At 68.8% G+C, this 16,984-nt stretch carries 17 protein-coding genes; 5 read left to right on the top strand and 12 right to left on the bottom strand.

Annotated elements, in window-relative coordinates; genetic code table 11:
• Window positions 1–81: 81 nt before the first annotated feature.
• The 5 genes from E6A21_RS03250 to E6A21_RS03230 all read right to left on the bottom strand — a co-directional run bounded on the left by E6A21_RS03250 (window position 82) and on the right by E6A21_RS03230 (window position 5,487).
• Window positions 82–1,536: an LCP family protein gene (locus E6A21_RS03250; protein WP_138442721.1), complete on the bottom strand. Its 1,455-nt coding sequence runs from the start codon at window positions 1,534–1,536 to the stop codon at window positions 82–84.
• A gap of 97 nt (window positions 1,537–1,633) precedes the next feature.
• Complete coding sequence (gene era, locus E6A21_RS03245) at window positions 1,634–2,626, bottom strand: GTPase Era (RefSeq protein WP_138442720.1); 993 nt, start codon at window positions 2,624–2,626, stop codon at window positions 1,634–1,636.
• Window positions 2,619–3,944, bottom strand: a complete 1,326-nt coding sequence (locus E6A21_RS03240) for a hemolysin family protein (RefSeq protein ID WP_138442719.1) — start codon at window positions 3,942–3,944, stop codon at window positions 2,619–2,621. The genes era and E6A21_RS03240 overlap by 8 nt, the downstream gene beginning before the upstream one ends.
• Window positions 3,941–4,414, bottom strand: a complete 474-nt coding sequence (gene ybeY / locus E6A21_RS03235) for an rRNA maturation RNase YbeY (RefSeq protein ID WP_138442718.1) — start codon at window positions 4,412–4,414, stop codon at window positions 3,941–3,943. Before ybeY ends, E6A21_RS03240 begins: the two co-directional genes overlap by 4 nt.
• Complete coding sequence (locus E6A21_RS03230; protein ID WP_246036170.1) at window positions 4,411–5,487, bottom strand: PhoH family protein; 1,077 nt, start codon at window positions 5,485–5,487, stop codon at window positions 4,411–4,413. Before E6A21_RS03230 ends, ybeY begins: the two co-directional genes overlap by 4 nt.
• 231 nt (window positions 5,488–5,718) lie before the next feature.
• Between E6A21_RS03230 and E6A21_RS03225 the strand changes: the two genes are divergently transcribed.
• On the top strand, window positions 5,719–6,651 hold the full coding sequence (locus E6A21_RS03225; RefSeq protein WP_138442717.1) for a GerMN domain-containing protein: 933 nt from the start codon (window positions 5,719–5,721) through the stop codon (window positions 6,649–6,651).
• Between the two features lie 3 nt (window positions 6,652–6,654).
• Here the strand turns inward: E6A21_RS03225 and E6A21_RS03220 are convergent, their stop codons facing one another.
• Genes E6A21_RS03220 through hrcA form a run of 3 tightly spaced genes read right to left on the bottom strand, consistent with a single transcriptional unit; the run spans window position 6,655 to window position 9,589 of the window.
• A complete protein-coding gene (locus E6A21_RS03220) occupies window positions 6,655–7,431 on the bottom strand; it encodes a 16S rRNA (uracil(1498)-N(3))-methyltransferase (RefSeq protein WP_138442716.1) in 777 nt (258 codons plus the stop codon).
• Between the two features lies 1 nt (window position 7,432).
• On the bottom strand, window positions 7,433–8,563 hold the full coding sequence (gene dnaJ, locus E6A21_RS03215; protein WP_138442715.1) for a molecular chaperone DnaJ: 1,131 nt from the start codon (window positions 8,561–8,563) through the stop codon (window positions 7,433–7,435).
• A gap of 12 nt (window positions 8,564–8,575) precedes the next feature.
• Window positions 8,576–9,589 (bottom strand): heat-inducible transcriptional repressor HrcA, encoded by a 1,014-nt coding sequence (gene hrcA / locus E6A21_RS03210; protein ID WP_138442714.1) that lies wholly within the window; start codon window positions 9,587–9,589, stop codon window positions 8,576–8,578.
• A gap of 226 nt (window positions 9,590–9,815) precedes the next feature.
• On the opposite strand from hrcA, the gene E6A21_RS03205 reads away from it, so the two are divergent.
• Both E6A21_RS03205 and E6A21_RS03200 read left to right on the top strand, forming a co-directional pair.
• Window positions 9,816–10,661 (top strand): DUF3097 family protein, encoded by an 846-nt coding sequence (locus E6A21_RS03205; RefSeq protein WP_138442713.1) that lies wholly within the window; start codon window positions 9,816–9,818, stop codon window positions 10,659–10,661.
• Window positions 10,662–10,713: 52 nt separating this feature from the next.
• Window positions 10,714–11,118, top strand: coding sequence for a DUF4870 domain-containing protein (locus E6A21_RS03200; RefSeq protein ID WP_246036169.1), 405 nt, complete (start codon window positions 10,714–10,716; stop codon window positions 11,116–11,118).
• Window positions 11,119–11,145: 27 nt separating this feature from the next.
• Here the strand turns inward: E6A21_RS03200 and hemW are convergent, their stop codons facing one another.
• Together hemW and lepA are read right to left on the bottom strand one after the other, a co-directional pair.
• Complete coding sequence (hemW, locus tag E6A21_RS03195) at window positions 11,146–12,420, bottom strand: radical SAM family heme chaperone HemW (protein ID WP_138442711.1); 1,275 nt, start codon at window positions 12,418–12,420, stop codon at window positions 11,146–11,148.
• Window positions 12,421–12,485: 65 nt separating this feature from the next.
• Window positions 12,486–14,339, bottom strand: a complete 1,854-nt coding sequence (lepA, locus tag E6A21_RS03190) for a translation elongation factor 4 (protein ID WP_138442710.1) — start codon at window positions 14,337–14,339, stop codon at window positions 12,486–12,488.
• A 323-nt stretch (window positions 14,340–14,662) separates the two neighbouring features.
• On the opposite strand from lepA, the gene rpsT reads away from it, so the two are divergent.
• The gene (gene rpsT, locus E6A21_RS03185; RefSeq protein ID WP_138442709.1) at window positions 14,663–14,923 is read left to right on the top strand and encodes a 30S ribosomal protein S20; all 261 of its coding nucleotides are present in this window, start codon (window positions 14,663–14,665) and stop codon (window positions 14,921–14,923) included.
• Between the two features lie 124 nt (window positions 14,924–15,047).
• On the opposite strand, the gene holA is transcribed toward rpsT, so the two are convergent.
• Both holA and E6A21_RS03175 read right to left on the bottom strand, forming a co-directional pair.
• Window positions 15,048–16,076, bottom strand: a complete 1,029-nt coding sequence (holA, locus tag E6A21_RS03180; protein WP_138443073.1) for a DNA polymerase III subunit delta — start codon at window positions 16,074–16,076, stop codon at window positions 15,048–15,050.
• A gap of 28 nt (window positions 16,077–16,104) precedes the next feature.
• Complete coding sequence (locus E6A21_RS03175) at window positions 16,105–16,467, bottom strand: ComEC/Rec2 family competence protein (protein WP_138442708.1); 363 nt, start codon at window positions 16,465–16,467, stop codon at window positions 16,105–16,107.
• Window positions 16,468–16,643: 176 nt separating this feature from the next.
• Here E6A21_RS03175 and E6A21_RS18380 point away from each other — a divergent pair.
• A partial coding sequence (locus E6A21_RS18380) for an AAA family ATPase (protein ID WP_425471508.1) occupies window positions 16,644–16,984 on the top strand: 341 nt, incomplete at its 3' end.

Genomic DNA, 16,984 nt, shown 5'->3' with positions numbered 1-16,984 from the left:
CCGCACGGATGTCGGGGCCTTTCGCTCCGCTCCGGGCCTGCGGCAGTCTGCTGCCGCGTGCCCTTCACGCTGCCGCTCGGGCTACTGGCCGAACGCCGTCTGGCACGTGGACTGGGCTGCCGTCTGCGAGACCACGTTGTTGGGGAGCTTGGGCGTGTAGTGGGTCCCCGAGGCGAAGTCGGAACCGACATAGACCTGAACCCCGTTGACGTTGTCCGCGGACTGCACCTGCGACGAGGGAATGCCGAGCGCCGCAGCGACGTCCTTCGCGACGTCGGCAAAGTTCGCACCGTAGTACACGTTGGTCGTGTCGGTGGCAGCGGCGTTGAACGCCGTGGTCTGGGTGAACCCCTGGCCCTTGAGGAAGGTCGCGAGCTCGCCCGCCCGGCCCGTCGCCCCGGTGCCGTTCGCAACGCTGACCGGCTGGGCCGCCTTGTCGTACGCAGGAGCGGCAGGGGTGGTCGGGGCAGCGCTTGCCGACGGCGATGCGCTCGCCGACGATGATGCGCTTGCCGTCGCGCTCGCGGCCGGCGCCGTGAGGTCGCGGTTCTGCCGAAGCGCGTCGAAGAGGGCCGCCGCGTCGGGCTGCTTGAGCTGGACCCTGTTCGGGTCCCCGGTGTACGGCTCCCACGGAACGGTCACGAACGCGACCTTCGACAGGTCCACGGACCGGAACCGGGAAGCGATCGTGATCATCGACTGGGGATTGGCCAGCCCGGAATCCACGGTGAGGTTCTGGGTGATCGTGTCCGCGATGCTGAGGAGCTTCGGAACGTTGGTCAGCGTGCCGTCCGACTTGACCTTGCGCGCGAGGGAGGCGAGGAACTCCTGCTGCGACTTGATCCGCGAAAGGTCGCTGCCGTCACCGACGCCGTGACGGCTCCGGAGGAACGCGAGGGCCATTTCGCCCTGGACCGTGGACGTGCCCGCCGGCAGCTTGAGGCCGGAGTACGGGTCGTCGATCGCGGCGTTGACGCACACCTGGACGCCGCCGATCTCGTTCGAGAGATCCTTGACCGCGTTGAAGTCGGCGACCATGAAGTGGTCGATCGTGAGCCCTGTGAGCTGGTTGACCGTGTCGACGGCGCATCCCGGCCCCGCCTCCATCATGGCCGAGTTGATCTGCCCGACGGCCTGGGCCGGATAGTCCTTGCCCGTCTGCGGATCGTGGCAAGCAGGAATCGGCACCATGAGGTCGCGCGGGAAGCTCGTCATGGAAACGACCTTGTTGTCCGCCGAGATGTTCAAGAGGATCATCACGTCGGAGTTGCCGTAGCCCGAGCTGTCCGCGGTGGTGCCGTAGTTAGAATCCGCGCCCGACCGGGTATCCGTCCCGATGATGAGGATCTGGAGGGGGTCGGTGGCATCATTCGTCGCGTCTGCCGTCGAGTGGCCCGCGCTGAGTGGCGCCTCGTGAATGTTGTTCTGCAGGCGCCAGGTCCAGTAGCCCGCGAAGGCGACAACGCTCACGATTCCGAGTACGACAACGCCCCCGAGGATCTTCACCCAGAGGGGAACTGAGCGGCGCGCGCGCACGTGTCGCGGGACGTTCCCTGTTGTTGACAAATGAAGCCTCCGGTAGATGATACTGCCATCCAGTCTACAGGGGCCCCTGTGAGACGGCTGTGACGCGCTAGAAGCCCAAACGCCCGAGTTGCTTGGGATCGCGCTGCCAGTCCTTGGCCACCTTCACGTGCAGATCGAGGTAGATGCGGGTGCCGAGAAGGGCCTCGATTCCCTTCCGGGCCTGAGAGCCGACGTCCCGCAGACGCGCTCCGCCGCGGCCGATGATGATCGCCTTCTGCGACGGCCGCTCCACGAAGAGGTTGACGCGGACGTCGAGGAGCGGATTGTCCTCCGACCGCCCTTCGCGCGGGACGATTTCGTCGACGACGACGGCAAGGGAGTGCGGGAGTTCGTCGCGGACGCCCTCGAGCGCGGCTTCGCGAACGAGCTCCGCCACCATGATCGCCTCCGGCTCGTCGGTCAGTTCCCCGTCCGGATAGAGCGGCGGCGACGGCGGCATGTGCGAGATCAGCACGTCCGCGACCGTCTCGACCTGGAAGCCGTCCTTGGCCGAGACGGGGACGATGTCCGCGAAGCCTTCGCCGCCGAGGACCTCGCGGCCGAGTTCGGTGACCGCGAGGAGCTGCTCCGTGAGGGCGGCCCGGTCTGCTAGGTCGGCCTTGGTGACGAGCGCGACGATGGGCTTGCGGCCGACGCCGGCCAGCTGGCTGGCGATGAAGCGGTCACCCGGCCCGATGCGCTCGTTGGCCGGGAGGCAGAAGCCGATCGCGTCGACCTCGGAGAGCGTTTCGGCGACGAGGTCGTTGAGCCGCTGGCCGAGCAGGGTGTGGGGCCGGTGGAGGCCGGGGGTGTCCACGAGGATGAGCTGCGCGTCCGAGCGGTGCACAATGCCGCGGATGGTGTGGCGCGTCGTCTGGGGCTTGGCCGAGGTGATGGCCACCTTCTGGCCGACGAGGGCGTTGGTGAGGGTCGACTTCCCGGCGTTGGGACGCCCGACGAGCACTGCGAAGCCCGCGTGGTAGCTGCCGTCGTCCGCCGTCTGCGGCCAGTTCTCTGCCCGCGCTCCGCGGCCGCCCCTGCCGCCGTCCTGATCAGCCATGGTGTCTCCCTGTCGCTTCCGAATCATGCCGTTCTGTCTCGCGCGCCCGCCCTCTGTCCTCGGCGACGGGCGCGGTGCGCTCGGCGAGCAGATGGCTCACACGCTTTCGTCGCCCCTCGAGGCGGTCGGCCGTGAGGCGGATACCCTCCACGACCGCGGTGCTGCCCACGATCGGCACTCGTCCGATCGCCTTGGCGAGCAGGCCCCCCGCCGTGTCGACCTCGTCGTCCTCGATGTCCTCGTCGAAGAGCTCGCCCAAGTCGTCCAAGCTCATCCGCGCCTGGATCCGATAGGTTCCAGGCTCGACCTCGACGGCCTCCACGTCGTCCTCGTCGTACTCGTCGGCGATCTCGCCCACCAGCTCCTCGATCAGATCCTCGAGCGTGACGAGTCCCGCGGTGCCCCCGTATTCGTCCACCACGATGGCGAGGTGGGTCGATTCGCGCTGGAGTTCCTTGAGGAGCTCGCTCACGGGCTTCGACTCGGGGACGAAGCGCGGTTCGCGGACGTGGTCCTCGACCGGTTCCCCGCCAGAGCCGGGTGCCTGGTGCAGTCGCGCGGCGACGTCCTTGAGGTACAGGATCCCGCGGATGTCGTCGAGGTTCTCGACGAAGACTGGGAGACGGGAGCAGCCGGAGCGGAGGAAAAGGGACATCGCCTGACGCAGCGTCGCGCCGGCTTCGATGCCGATGACGTCCGTGCGCGGCACCATGACGGCGCGGACGAGGGTGTCGCCGAGATCGAATACGGACTGGAGCAGCTCGGCCTGCGAGTCCTCGAAGTCGTCCGAATCGCTCGCCCTCTCGACGAACTCGCGGAGCTCGTCGGTGGAATAGATCGCGTCCTCCTGCTGAGGGTCCGTGCCCGTGGCAGCGCTGCCGATCGAGACGAGCCACCCAGGGATCGGGCCAAGGACCCGACGGAGCGCGACAGTGAGCGGCGCGGTCCAGGCCGCGACCGAGAGGGCGTGCCGCCTGCCCAGCTGCCGGGGCGAGACCCCCACGAGCAGGAAGCCGATGATGGCCATGACGACCGTCGCTGCAAGCCCTGCGAGCCAGACATCCGAGATCCAGATCGTCATGAGGACGGCGACCGCGACCGCGGACGCAGTCTCGAACCAGATCCGCCAGAAGCGGAGTGCGCGCACGTAGGGGACGGGCTCCGCGAGGATGGCCTCGAGCGAGCGCCCATGGCCGTCCTCGACGTAGTCCTCGGCCTCGTGCCGCGGAACGAAGGCGAGCGCCGACTCGGCGGCAGTGAGCAGGGCAGCAAGCGCCGTGAACGCCAGCGCCATGGCCAGCAGGACGGCGATCGTCACGCCATCGTCTCCTTCGGGGCCGGCCGACCCAAGAACTCGGAGAGCAGCTCGCGCTGGAGGCCGAACATCTCCTCACGTTCCTCAGGCTCGCCGTGGTCGAAGCCGAGGAGGTGGAGGACCCCGTGGGTCGCGAGGAGGAGCATCTCGTCGTCGCGCGAATGCCCCCCGCGCGCCGCCTGCTCGGCCGCGACCTGAGGGCAGATCGCGATGTCGCCCAGCATCCCCTGGGGCGTCGGACGTCCGGGGGTTCCCGGGGTCAACTCGTCCATCGGCACCGAGAGGACGTCCGTCGCGCCCGGTTCGTCCATGAGCTCGAGGTGCAGGCGCTCCATGGCCGCCTCGTCGACGAGCAGGATGGAGAGCTCAGTCTGCGGGTGCAGCCAGAGACGCTCGAAGATGAAGCGCCCGAGGCGGACGAGGGCCTCTTCGTCGACCGCTACGCCTGACTCGTTGTTGACTTCGATGCTCACGGTTCAAGCTTAGACGCCGTGGCACGCTCGGATCCCGCAGCGCGGTGGCGGTCTGCGCGGACGCGAGCGCGCTCGGCCTTCGCCCGCTGGCGGTCGTCCCATCGCCCGTACGCCGCCACGATGTCGGAGACCAACCGGTGCCGGACCACGTCGGTGGCGTCGAGGACCGAGAAGCTGACGTCCTCGACGCCGTCGAGGATGTCCTGGACCACGCGGAGGCCGGAGGACGAGCCGGACGGCAGGTCGACCTGGGTGATGTCCCCCGTCACCACCATCTTCGACCCGAAGCCGAGGCGTGTGAGGAACATCTTCATCTGCTCTGGCGTCGTGTTCTGCGCCTCGTCGAGGATGATGAACGCGTCGTTGAGTGTGCGGCCGCGCATGTAGGCGAGCGGCGCGACCTCGATCGTCCCGGCCGCCATGAGCCGCGGGATCGACTCCGGATCGATCATGTCGTGCAGCGCGTCGTACAGGGGCCGCAGATAGGGATCGATCTTGTCGTTGAGCGTGCCGGGGAGGAAGCCGAGCCGCTCTCCGGCCTCGACCGCAGGACGGGTCAGGATGATGCGGCTGACGTCCTTGTGCTGCAGCGCCTGGACGGCCTTGGCCATCGCGAGATACGTCTTGCCGGTGCCCGCCGGCCCGATCCCGAAGATGACCGTGTTCGCGTCGATCGCGTCCACGTAGTTCTTCTGGTTGGCGGTCTTGGGGCGGATGCTGCGCCCACGGCTCGTCAGGATGTTGTGGGTGAGCACCTCCGAGGGGCTCGGCACGGTCTGCTCCCTCAGCATCGTCACGAGCTGCTCGAGCGAGGCCGGAGTCACCGGCGTTCCCCGCTCTGCAAGGGACGCGATCTCTTCGAAGAGGCGACGGATGTTGGGGGCCTCGGCCGGCGGCCCGACGATGGTCAGCTCATTGCCACGGACATGGAACGAGACGGAGGGGAATTGCTCTTCGACGTAGCGGAGGGCTTCATCACGCGGTCCAAGGATATGCACCATGTCCTCGCCGGGAGCGAAGTGCAGAACCTCGGTCCGGGTCGTGGGAGTTGTGTGCGGGAACTCCGCTGTCAAAAGCCTTCTCTCTCCTCAGGGGGTGCTTGCCGGTCCATGCTACCGCTAGGTATCAATCGGGCATCACTTGGGCAACGAAACCTAGCGAAGGGACATTCCCCGGGAACGGCTGTGCCAAGCTGGATGGTGCCCGAGGAGGCGCCGGTGCGGGCAGGCACATAGCCCTGCCCCGAGAGCGCCGACCTGGGGCGCCGACAGCGCCCAGCCGATCAGTCCGGAGGAATACCGCTCATGGCCACCAGCGGACCGAGCCCGAGGCCGCGCCGAGTCGCGCGGGCCTTCGGTGCCGCGCTCGTGGCCCTCCTCCTGGCCTCGTGCACAGCCAATGGGCAGCCGCAGCCGACGATGGCTGCAGGGGCTTCCCCCGGCATCTCCGCGTCCGCCAGCGTCCCTCTCGAGACCTCGCAGACGTCGACCAAGTCTCCGGTCTACTGGCTCGGCCGCGCCCGGAACGGCGTCTACTTGTACCGCGAGTTCCGTGACGCGCCCGGGAGCGACAACGCGGTCGCCAAGGCGCTGCGGCTCATGATGTCCACCAAGCCGTTGGACCCTAACCTCTTCAGCCCCTGGCAGTCGCCCAAGAAGCTCGCGGCCTCGATCTCGGGCAGGAACGTCATCACCGTGGACGTCTCGTCCGACGCGTTCAACAGCTCAGTTGACGAGCAGACGGCTCAGCTCGCGGTGCAGGAGCTCGTCTACACGGCGACGGCTGCGGCCGCGAGCGCCGGCGTCATCGACTCGGGTCAGCCGGTGCAGGTCATGCTCCTCGTGGACAGCCGCACCGATCAGCTCGCCTTCAACCGGGTGCAGCTCGGCCAGCTGATGCAGCGCGACCCCGCCATGGTCGCGCCGATCTGGATCATCGACCCGCAGGCCGGCACGTCGTCGCCCCACAGCCAGCTCACCGCCGACGGCAGGACGACGTCCCCGGGGGCCGCGGTCTACTGGCAGATCTCGCGGGCGGACGTGAAGACGGACAAGGCGCCTGCGATCGTGAGCGGCCACACGACGTCGGTCCCTTCCGGTCAGGGCCAGGGACAGTTCCGCCTCGCGGTTTCCCTCCCGCCGGGCAAGTATGTGCTGAGGGTCTTCCCGAGCGATCCCGGAACCGGCGACGCCGCGGCGCTGGCCTGGGACTCGAAGGACTTCACGGTCACCCAGTGAGCCTCAGGCCCTTGCCGGCCAGCGGCCGAGCCGGTCTCCCGCTATGGCGAGGGCCGCTGGGCCGGCCGTCGACGAGCGGAGCACGTGCGGTGCCAGGAGCCCGAGTCTGGCGCCCGCCGACAGGAAACGGTCGAGTTCGGCGGGCGATATCCCGCCCTCCGGGCCGACAAGGAAGAGCACTTCTCCGTCGAGCGGCGGTGCCCCGGCCGTGAAGTCGTCGAGAAGGGAGCTGACCGTCTCTGCCGCGTCCTCGTGGAGGACGACGGCGAGGGCGGCCTTCTCGATGCGCGCGGCGAGTGCGACGCCGTCGTGCGCTTCCTCGACCTCGGGCACCCAGGCCCGCCGGGACTGCTTCGCGGCCGCCGAGACGACGGACCGCCACTTCGCGAGCGACTTCGCTCCCCGCTCGCCCTTCCAGCGGACGACCGAGCGTTCGGCCTGCCAAGGGATGACAGCGTCAGCGCCCAGCTCTGTCGCTGCCTCTGCGGCGAGTTCGTCGCGGTCGCCCTTGGCGAGAGCCTGCACGAGGACGAGCCGATAGGGCTGGCGCGGCTCGCGCTCGACGCTCTCGAGGACGACGCCGAGGAGTGCGCCCTCTGCGCGGGCCACCCGGCCCCGTCCCCGGGCACCCCTGCCGTCGACGAGGTCCACCGGCTCCCCGGCGGCCAGCCGCCTCACCGTCGCCGCATGGCGCGCCTCCGCCCCGGTGACCGTCACGGTGTCGCCCTGCCCGAGTGCCTCGAGCGAGCCGGGCTCGACGAAGAAGACGGGGTTCGACACGTCAGAGGTTTCCGAACTTGTCCCGCAGCTTCGCGAACACGCCTCCGCCGGTGCCGACGAGCTTTCCCTCTGCGACGTGCTCGCCCCGGAGCTTGGCGAGCTGCCTCAGAAGCTCCTCCTGCTCCGCATCGAGCTTGGTCGGGACCTCGACGTTCACGTGCACGTGAAGGTCGCCGCGGCCTGCACCGCGCAGGCGCGCGACGCCCAGGTGCGGGAGCGTGATCACGTCGCCCGACTGGGTGCCCGGGCGCAGCGTGATGCTCTGCTCGCCGTCGAAGGTTTCGAGCGTGAGCTCGGTGCCGAGCGCTGCCGCCGTCATGGGCACGCTCAGGGTCGCGTGGAGGTTGTCGCCGTCGCGGGAGAAGGTCGCGTGGGAGGCGACCCGGATCTCTACGTACAGATCCCCCGTGGGGCCGCCGGCCGTGCCGGCCTCCCCCTGCCCCGCGAGCTGGATGCGCGTTCCCGTGGAGACCCCGGCCGGAATCTTGACCGTGAGCGAGCGCCGGCTGCGGACGCGCCCCTCACCGCCGCACTCGTTGCAGGGGCTCGGGATCTCGGTGCCGAAGCCGCCGCACGCGGGGCACGTCGCCGTCGTCATGACCTGGCCGAGGATCGAACGGACGGCCCGCTGGACATGCCCGCTGCCGTGGCACACGCTGCATCGGACGGGCTGGGTCCCGGGTTCGCAGCACGAGCCCTCGCACCGGGTGCAGAGAACGGCCGTGTCGACCTCGATCTTCTTGTTGACGCCGAAGACGGCGTCCTTGAGTTCGATCCGGACGGCGATGAGGGCATCCTGGCCTCGGCGCACCCGCGTCGCTGGCCCCGCCTGCGCCCCTCCTCCACCGAAGAAGGTCTCGAAGATGTCCTGGAAGGCGAACCCGGCCCCGTTGTACCCGCCCGAGAACCCGTTGTCGGTGCCGTTCTCGTTCCCCGTTGCGTCGTAGATGCGGCGCTTCTCGGGATCGGAGAGGACCTCGTAGGCATGGGTCACGGCCTTGAAGCGCTCCGACGCGTCCTCGCCCGGGTTGACGTCCGGGTGGAACCGGCGCGCGAGCTTCCGGTAGGCCTTCTTGATCTCCTCGCCGCTCGCATCCGGTGACACGCCGAGGGTTTCGTAATGGCTGCTCACTGTCTTCTTTCTCTAGCTTCCGGCGAGGATCTTCGAGAGGTACCGCGCGACCGCGCGCACCGCCGCCATCGTCGCCGGATAGTCCATCCGGGTCGGCCCGAGCACCCCGATCTTGGCATCGTCCCGACCGTAGCCGGTTGCCACCACCGAGGTCTCCGCGAGTGAATCCGCCGCGGTCTCGTGCCCGATGGCGACGGCGACGCCCCTTGCATCGCTCGCCATCTCCGACAGGAGGCGCAGGAGCACGACCTGCTCCTCGAGGGCTTCGAGCACCGGCGAGATGCTCAAGAGGAAGTCGCTGTTGGACCTCGCGAGGTATGCCGTGCCCGCCGTCACGATCCGCTCTTCACGGCTCGATACCGCCAGGGCCGCGAGCCCCGCGGCGAGCTCGGCCGCAACGGCGCGGTCCGCAGGGAGCAGCGAGTCCATGATGGCGGCCAGATTGGCCCCGACCTGGGAGACCGGCTTCCCGGCGGTCGCCGCGAGGAAGCTCTGGCGCAGCACAGCAAGCCGGTCGTGGTCGAGATCCTCGCCCACCGTCACGACCCGCTGTTCCACCGTGCCGCTGTCCGCGATGAGCACGAGCAGGACCTGGCGGGGTGCGAGGCTCACGGCCTCGACGTGCCGCACACGGGCGCGGCCGAGCTGCGGGTACTGGACCACCGCGACCTGGTTCGTGAGGTGCGAAAGCAGCCGAACCGTGCGCTCGAGCACGTCGTCGAGGTCGTCGGCGCCCTCGAGGAGGGACTGGATCGCCTGCTTCTCCGCGGCCGAGAGCGGACGCACTGCCGCGAGCTGGTCGACGAATACACGGTAGCCCTTGTCGGTCGGGACCCGGCCCGCACTCGTGTGCGGGGCGACGATGAGGCCATCATCCTCGAGGGCAGCCATGTCGTTGCGGATCGTGGCGCTCGAGACTCCGAGACGATGGCGCTCCACGAGGGCCTTGGAGCCGACAGGCTCCCGGTAGTGGACATAGTCCTCGACGATCGCCCTCAGCACCTCGAGTTTTCGCGGCTCGTTCATTCCACCTCCCTGCCCATGGCACCCGTCGCGCGTGCGCGCATTCCGTACAGCCGTTCCCAATCCTTTAGCACTCTCTATACCCAAGTGCTAGATCTATTATGCGCCCCGGGCCCACCCATCCAGGGAATGGGGACACGCAGCCCCGGCCCCCGCCCGCAGCGCCGCGCCGCCAGTAGCATGGACGCGATCCCGTTGAGGGCGGCAGTGCAAGGGAAGCGAGGACCGGGTGTCCTACTACGACCAGTGGGGGCCAGCGGAGATCGCGGCCCCGAAGAAGAGCGTCCAGCCCGAGGTCCCCATCGAGCTGGGCATGGTGCTCGAGGACAGTCAGAGCGGATGGGTCGGAGCGGTGACCCGCGTCGAGAAGTCCGGGGGCATGCACGTTTTCAGCCTGGAGGACCGTCGGGGCAGGACGCGATCGTTCGAACTCGGCTACGGCTTCCTGCTCGAGGGCCGCCCCGTGCGCCTTGCCCCCCCGGCCCCGCGCAGGACGCCGGCACCGGCCAAGCGGACAGCGTCCGGTTCGATCGCGGTCGACGGCGCCCGCGCGCGGGTCGCGCGAGCGAGCCGGATCTGGGTGGAGGGCAAGCATGACGCAGAACTCGTCGAAAAGGTCTGGGGGGACGACCTCCGCCTCGAGGGCATCGTCGTCGAGCCCCTCCACGGCGTCGACGACCTCGCCGCTGCCGTCGCCGACTTCCAGCCCGGACCCCAGCGGCGCCTCGGAATCCTCGTCGACCACCTCGTCGAGGGTTCGAAGGAGAGCCGGATCGCCGAACGGGCCCTCTCGGTACCCGGCGCGGCGGGCCACGTCCTGGTGGTCGGGCACCCGTACGTGGACGTGTGGCAGGCCATCCGGCCGCAGACGCTGGGGATCCCTGCGTGGCCGACGGTCCCCCGCGGGCTCGACTGGAAGACGGGCATCCTGCGTGCCTTCGGATGGCCTCACGAAACGCCCGAGGACCTCGGCCTGGGATGGCAGCGGCTCCTCGGCGCGGTCCATACCTACGCCGATCTCGAACCCTCTCTGCTGGGGCGGGTCGAGGAAGTCATCGACTTCCTGACCGCCTGAGTTCGGTATTCTGGGGCCAAGACCCTGTCCGCGAACAATGCAAGGAAGTGCTGTGTCCCAGAACTGGCAGGATCACCGTGAACCCGGAGAGGGACGGCTCGGGAAGGTCGGCGGCACCGAGCCTTTCACGGCCAGCGAGGACCGCCAGTGGGCGACGCTCGCACACTTCGGCGGCATTCTGGGCTGTGTTCCGTCCTTGCTCGTGTACCTCTGCTTCAAGGACCGCGGGCCGTTCACAGCCCAGGAGTCGAAGGAAGCGCTCAACTTCACCCTGCCGCCCACCCTTGCCGCGCTCGTGCTGAACCTCTTCGCGTTCATCCCAGTGATCGGCGTGTATTTCGAGGTGCTCGCAACCCTCATCTGGGTCGGGCTCGCGATCCTGTCCGTCACCGCGGGCATCGAAGTCAACCGCGGCCAGCCGTTCCGCTACCGGTTCAATCTGCGCTGGATCAAGTAGGGCTGATCCACCGAGGTCACCGACCGTTCAGGGCATGAGGCGCCGCACGACGGCGTCCGCGAGGAGCCTGCCCGAGAGCGTGAGCACGAGGCGCCCGTGGAAAGCAGACGGTCCGTCCACGAGGCCCTCGGCGATGAGACCCGCGACCTCGCGTCGGGAGGACGGCGGGAGGGCGTCAGTCGGGAGACCAGAGGCAAGCCGCAGCTCGAGGATGATGCGCTCCTCGAGGCGCGTCGCGTCGTCGAGCGTCTCGCGCCCCGCGGCAGGCGACTCGCCCTGGGCTAGCCGCGCCGCGTACGCGCGAGGATGCTTGACGTTCCACCAGCGCACCCCGCCGACGTGGGAATGCGCGCCCGGACCGATCCCCCACCAGTCTCCGCCCCGCCAGTAGGCGAGGTTGTGGCGGCACTCGAAGCGGCCGTCCCCTCGGAGTCCGTCCCCGCCGCCCTCAGGGGCACCGGCCGCTGCCCCACGCGCCCAGTTGCTGACCTCGTACCAGTGGAAGCCAGCCCCACCGAGCACCTCGTCCGCGAGCTCGTACTTCGTCGCGTGGTCGTCGTCGTCCACGTCCGGGACCTGGCCGCGACGGATCTGGGCCGCAAGCCGCGTGCCCTCCTCGACGATGAGCGCGTAGGCGCTCACGTGGTCCGGCTCACAGGCGAGGGCGGCGTCGAGGGAGGCACGCCAGTCGTCCAGGCTCTCACCGGGGGTGCCGTAGATGAGGTCGAGGCTCACGTCGAGGCCCGCGTCCCGGGCCCAGCGGACAGCCTCGGGGACACGGCTGGGAGTATGGGTGCGGTCCAGGACGCGCAGGACGTGCGGGACCGCGGACTGCATGCCGAAGGAGACCCGGGTGAACCCGGCCTCCCGCAGCGCGGCCAAGGACTCGGGCGAGACGGAGTCTGGGTTCGCCTCGGTCGTCACCTCTGCCCCCGGCTCGAGACCCCACTCGTCGACCGCCGCCGCGAGGATCGCGGTCAGATCCCCGGCAGGAAGCAGCGTCGGCGTGCCGCCTCCGAAGAAGAGAGTGGACAGACGACGGCGCGGCACTCCCGAGGCGTCGAGCGCCCGGGCTGCGAGGCGTACCTCCTCCACGGCCGTCCCGGCGTACTCAGCCTGGGAAGCGCCGCCGCCGAGTTCGGCCGACGTGTACGTGTTGAAATCGCAATAGCCGCAGCGGACCGAGCAGAACGGGATGTGCGCGTAGAGCGAGAAGCCGCGTCCTTCGGCACCGACGGCCGCCTGGGCCGGCAGGACGCCGTCGGCCGGCGCGGGGTCCCCCAGGGGAAGCGTGCTCGGCACCTACGCCACCGCCGTCCGGATGGGTTCACCCACTGCCCGGCGGGCACCCGCCGATGGAACCTGCATTACTTCTTGGCCTTGTCCTTCGACTCGTCGGTATTCAGGGCGGCGATGAAGGCCTCCTGGGGCACCTCGACACGGCCCACCATCTTCATGCGCTTCTTGCCCTCTTTCTGCTTCTCCAAGAGCTTGCGCTTGCGGGTGATGTCACCGCCGTAGCACTTCGCGAGGACGTCCTTGCGGATGGCACGGATGTTCTCGCGCGCAATGATGCGGGAGCCGATCGCCGCCTGGATCGGCACCTCGAACTGCTGACGCGGAATGAGCTCGCGCAGCTTCGACGTCATCATGACCCCGTACGAGTACGCCTTGTCGCGGTGGGTGATCGCGCTGAAGGCGTCGACCTGCTCGCCTTGGAGGAGGATGTCGACCTTGACCAGATCCGCGGCCTGTTCGCCGTCGGCCTTCCAGTCGAGCGAGGCGTACCCCCGGGTCTTCGACTTGAGCTGGTCGAAGAAGTCGAACACGATCTCGGCGAGCGGAATCCAGTAGCGGAGCTCGACACGGTCCTCCGACAGGTAGTCCATGCCCTTCATCTGACCCCGGCGCCCCTGGCAGAGCTCCATGATCGCCCCGACGAATTCGTTCGGCGCGAGGATGGTCGCCGAGACCATCGGCTCGCGCACTTCCTTCACCTTGCCGGTCGGGAACTCGCTCGGGTTCGTGACCGTCACGACAGACTTGTCCTCGAGCGTGACCTCGTAGATGACGTTCGGGGCTGTCGAGATGAGGTCGAGGTTGAATTCGCGCTCGAGGCGCTCGCGCACGATCTCGAGATGGAGCAGGCCGAGGAAGCCGACGCGGAAGCCGAAGCCGAGCGCCGCAGAGGTCTCGGGCTCGTAGACGAGCGCGGCGTCGTTGAGCTTGAGCTTGTCGAGCGCCTCGCGGAGGTCCGGGTAGTCCGAGCCGTCCAGCGGGTAGAGGCCCGAGAACACCATGGGCTTGGGATCCTCGTAGCCGCCGAGGGACTCGGAAGCCGGACGGGACAGGTTCGTGACCGTGTCGCCGACCTTGGACTGCCGGACGTCCTTCACTCCGGTGATGAGGTAGCCGACCTCGCCGACCCCGAGGCCCTTGCTCGGGATGGGCTCGGGAGAGATGACGCCGATTTCCAGGAGCTCGTGGCTCGCCTTCGTCGACATCATCTGGATGCGCTCACGCGGCGAGAGGGCGCCATCGACGACGCGCACGTACGTCACGACTCCCCGGTACGTGTCGTAGACCGAGTCGAAGATCATCGCCCGTGCTGGCGCGGAGGCGTTGCCCACGGGCGCGGGGATGTCGCGCACGATGCGGTCGAGGAGACCTTCCACGCCGACGCCGGTCTTCCCCGAGACCTTCATGACGTCCGCGGGGTCGCCGCCGATGAGGTTCGCCAGTTCCTCGGCGTACTTCTCGGGCTGGGCGGCGGGGAGGTCTATCTTGTTCAGGACTGGGATGATCTGGAGGTCGTTCTCCATCGCGAGGTACAGGTTCGCGAGCGTCTGGGCTTCGATGCCCTGTGCTGCGTCGACGAGCAGGACGGCGCCCTCGCACGCCGCCAGCGACCGTGACACCTCGTACGTGAAGTCGACGTGGCCCGGGGTGTCGATCATGTTGAGCGCATACGGGACGTCGTCGACCTCCCAGGGCATGCGCACTGCCTGGGACTTGATCGTGATGCCGCGTTCACGCTCGATGTCCATCCGATCGAGGTACTGGGCCTTCATGTCGCGGGCCTGCACAACGCCCGTGAACTGCAGCATGCGGTCGGCGAGCGTCGACTTGCCGTGGTCGATGTGGGCGATGATGCAGAAGTTGCGGATGATCGACGGATCGGTCGCGGCGGGCACCGGCGCGGTGCGGGCCTGTGGAGACACCTGTACGTCCTCTACTGCTCTGTGCGGCTGTGCTGTGCCAGCGGGCAATCCTTGTGCCAGCGGGGCAATGCTGACTTCCCAGTCTCCCACGGATCCAGCCCTCCCGCCGAGCCCGGCCCGGGGTGGCCGCCCGGCCACGGACACCGCCGCGCCGGACGGACCGCACGGCCGGCAAGGGAAGCAGTCTGCTAGTATGGTCTGCTGTGTGTCCGTGCAGGTCGACGGGCACTGATGGTCGGCTGCCAAAGGCATCCCCACGCCGCTCAGTCGAGGCCGACCTGAAAGCCCTCTAGACCCTGTAAGCGAAACAAGAAAGTTCACACGTGGCGAACATCAAGTCCCAGAAGAAGCGGATTCTCACCAACGAGAAGGCCCGCCAGCGCAACATGGCTGTGAAGTCCGAGCTCAAGACCCTCATCCGCTCGGTCAACTCCGCCATCGAGGCGTCCGACAAGGACGCCGCCAGCTCGGCGCTGCTTCGTGCGACCAAGAAGCTCGACAAGGCTGTGAGCAAGGGCGTGATCCACAAGAACCAGGCGGCGAACCGCAAGTCTGCGATCGCCAAGAAGGTCAACGCGCTCTGACACACCCGTCAGGCAACGGCTGGGGCCGGGCATCCGCAGGGATGCCCGGCCCCAGCCGGTTTAAGTCCCCGGCTCCCTGCCCGCCCGTCCCCTGACCAAGGGTCCCGCCTGACCAGGGTTCCCCTCAGCGGGCGCGGGCGGACGCGCTGACGACGGCAAGGGCCCGCTCGACGGCGTACGCGGGGTCCCGCGCGAGTCCCTTCACCTCGGCGTCGGCCTCCGCGACAGCCCGGATGGCTGCTGCAAGGCTCTGCGGCGTCCAACCCCGGATGTCACGCTGGGCCTGCTCGACAAGCCAGGGCTGCATGCCGAGGGTACGCGCGACACTCTGTGCCGAACCGCGCTCCCCCGCCACCTTGGCGAGCGTGCGCAGCTTGGACCCGATGGCCGCCACGATCGGAACCGGGTCCACCCCGGTCTCGACTGCATGGCGGAAGGCGGAGAGGGCAAGGGCGCTCCGTCCGGCAATCGCGGCGTCCGCCACCTTGAACGCCGTCGCCTCGACGCGGCCCCCGAAGTACTTCTCCACCGTTGCGACGTCCACGGTCGACGTCGCATCGAGTTGGAGCTGGCTGCAGGCGGCCCCCAGCTCGGCCAGGCTGCTGCCGACGGCGGCCACGAGCGCGTCCACGGCCTCGCGCTCGATGCGACGCCCAGATCCCTTGAACTCGGCTGCAACAAATGCAGCCTTGTCCGCGTCCTTCTTGAGCGGCTGACAGTCGACTACTGGCGCCCCGGCGCCCCGGACCGCATCGAGAAGCTTCTTGCCTCGCGTTCCTCCCGCATGACGCAGAACCAGGACGATGTCCGGCTCCGGGGCCGAGACGTAGGCCAGGGCATCCTTGAGGAAATCCTCGTTCATCGATTCGAGACCGCTCGCCTCGATGTACTTCTGCTCGCCGAAGAGCGACGGAGACGCGGCCAGCAGGAGCGATCCGGGAGCGTAGGTCTGGGCGTCGAGCCGTGTGACCTCGAGGTCGGGACTCGCGGAGCGGGCCTGCCGCCGGATGGAGTCCATGGCGCGCGCCGCAAGATAGTCCTCGGGGCCGGATACGAGGACGATCGGCGCCGGAGCCGCGTTCCTGAAGTCGACCCCACCGCCAGGGGCGCCTGACCGGCTCGCGTTCGGGGCCCGCCGTGTGGCCGCTGCCATCATGGTCCTGTTCCGGGCGCCGTAGGTTTCACGCATCAACCTTGCCACGCGGCGGTGCTTCGGCCAACTCGCGGACGCAGGATCGAGGCTGGTGTCCCAGGCCCCACACGAGGGCCGCCGAGGCGACGGAGACGAGTGCCATCGCGATTACGCCGGCGGGTCCGTCCGCCCATGGGAGCCGGGCTCCCGGCAGGGCCGCGAATCCTTGGGCTGCGGTCGCGAGAACCTCTGCGGGAATCCCCGCCGTCGCCGTCGCGGCCCACCCCAGGGGTGGGCACAGCGGCCCGACCGCAAGGGCCAAGGTGGCAGCGACGGTGATGGGTGGGACCAGCGGAGCCACAACAAGGTTGGCAGCGAGCGACCACGTCTGGAAGGACGGCTCGAGGAGCACGACGACGGGCCCGCACCTGCGCGCCCCGACGCCAGCGCCACGAGCGACCCCAGTCCCATCGCGCCCGCGGTTCGGAGCGCGTCGACGAGCTGGTCAGCGATCTCATCGGGGTGAGGCCCGGGCCCTCGTCGCACTGCTCCAGGTCCCCCCGCCGCAAGACGCATGGCCTGCCGGAGGTGGCCACATCACAGCATCTGGTGTTCCTCGGAAACCCGGGCACGGGAAAGACCACGGTGGCGCGGCTCCTGGCCGAGATGTACCGCGCCGTCGGTCTCCTGCAGAAAGGCCACCTGGTCGAGGTCGACCGTTCGGGCCTGGTGGGGCAGCACGTCGGTGCGGCCGCCATCGCCCCATGCCGGCGAAGCCGCGTCCTCCCCTCCGGAGTCATTCCCGTGGAGGGCTGGGACAATAGGTCTAGGAGCGTCATGGTGCCAGAGAGGCACTGGGAGCGTCCGCAACCTAAGGAGGGGATCCTCATGGACCCCACCACCCTCATCATCTGGATAGTCGTCGTAGT

Source organism: Sinomonas susongensis (assembly GCF_005877005.1).
Lineage (GTDB): Bacteria > Actinomycetota > Actinomycetes > Actinomycetales > Micrococcaceae > Sinomonas > Sinomonas susongensis.
This window is presented reverse-complemented; position numbering and strand designations above follow the sequence as displayed.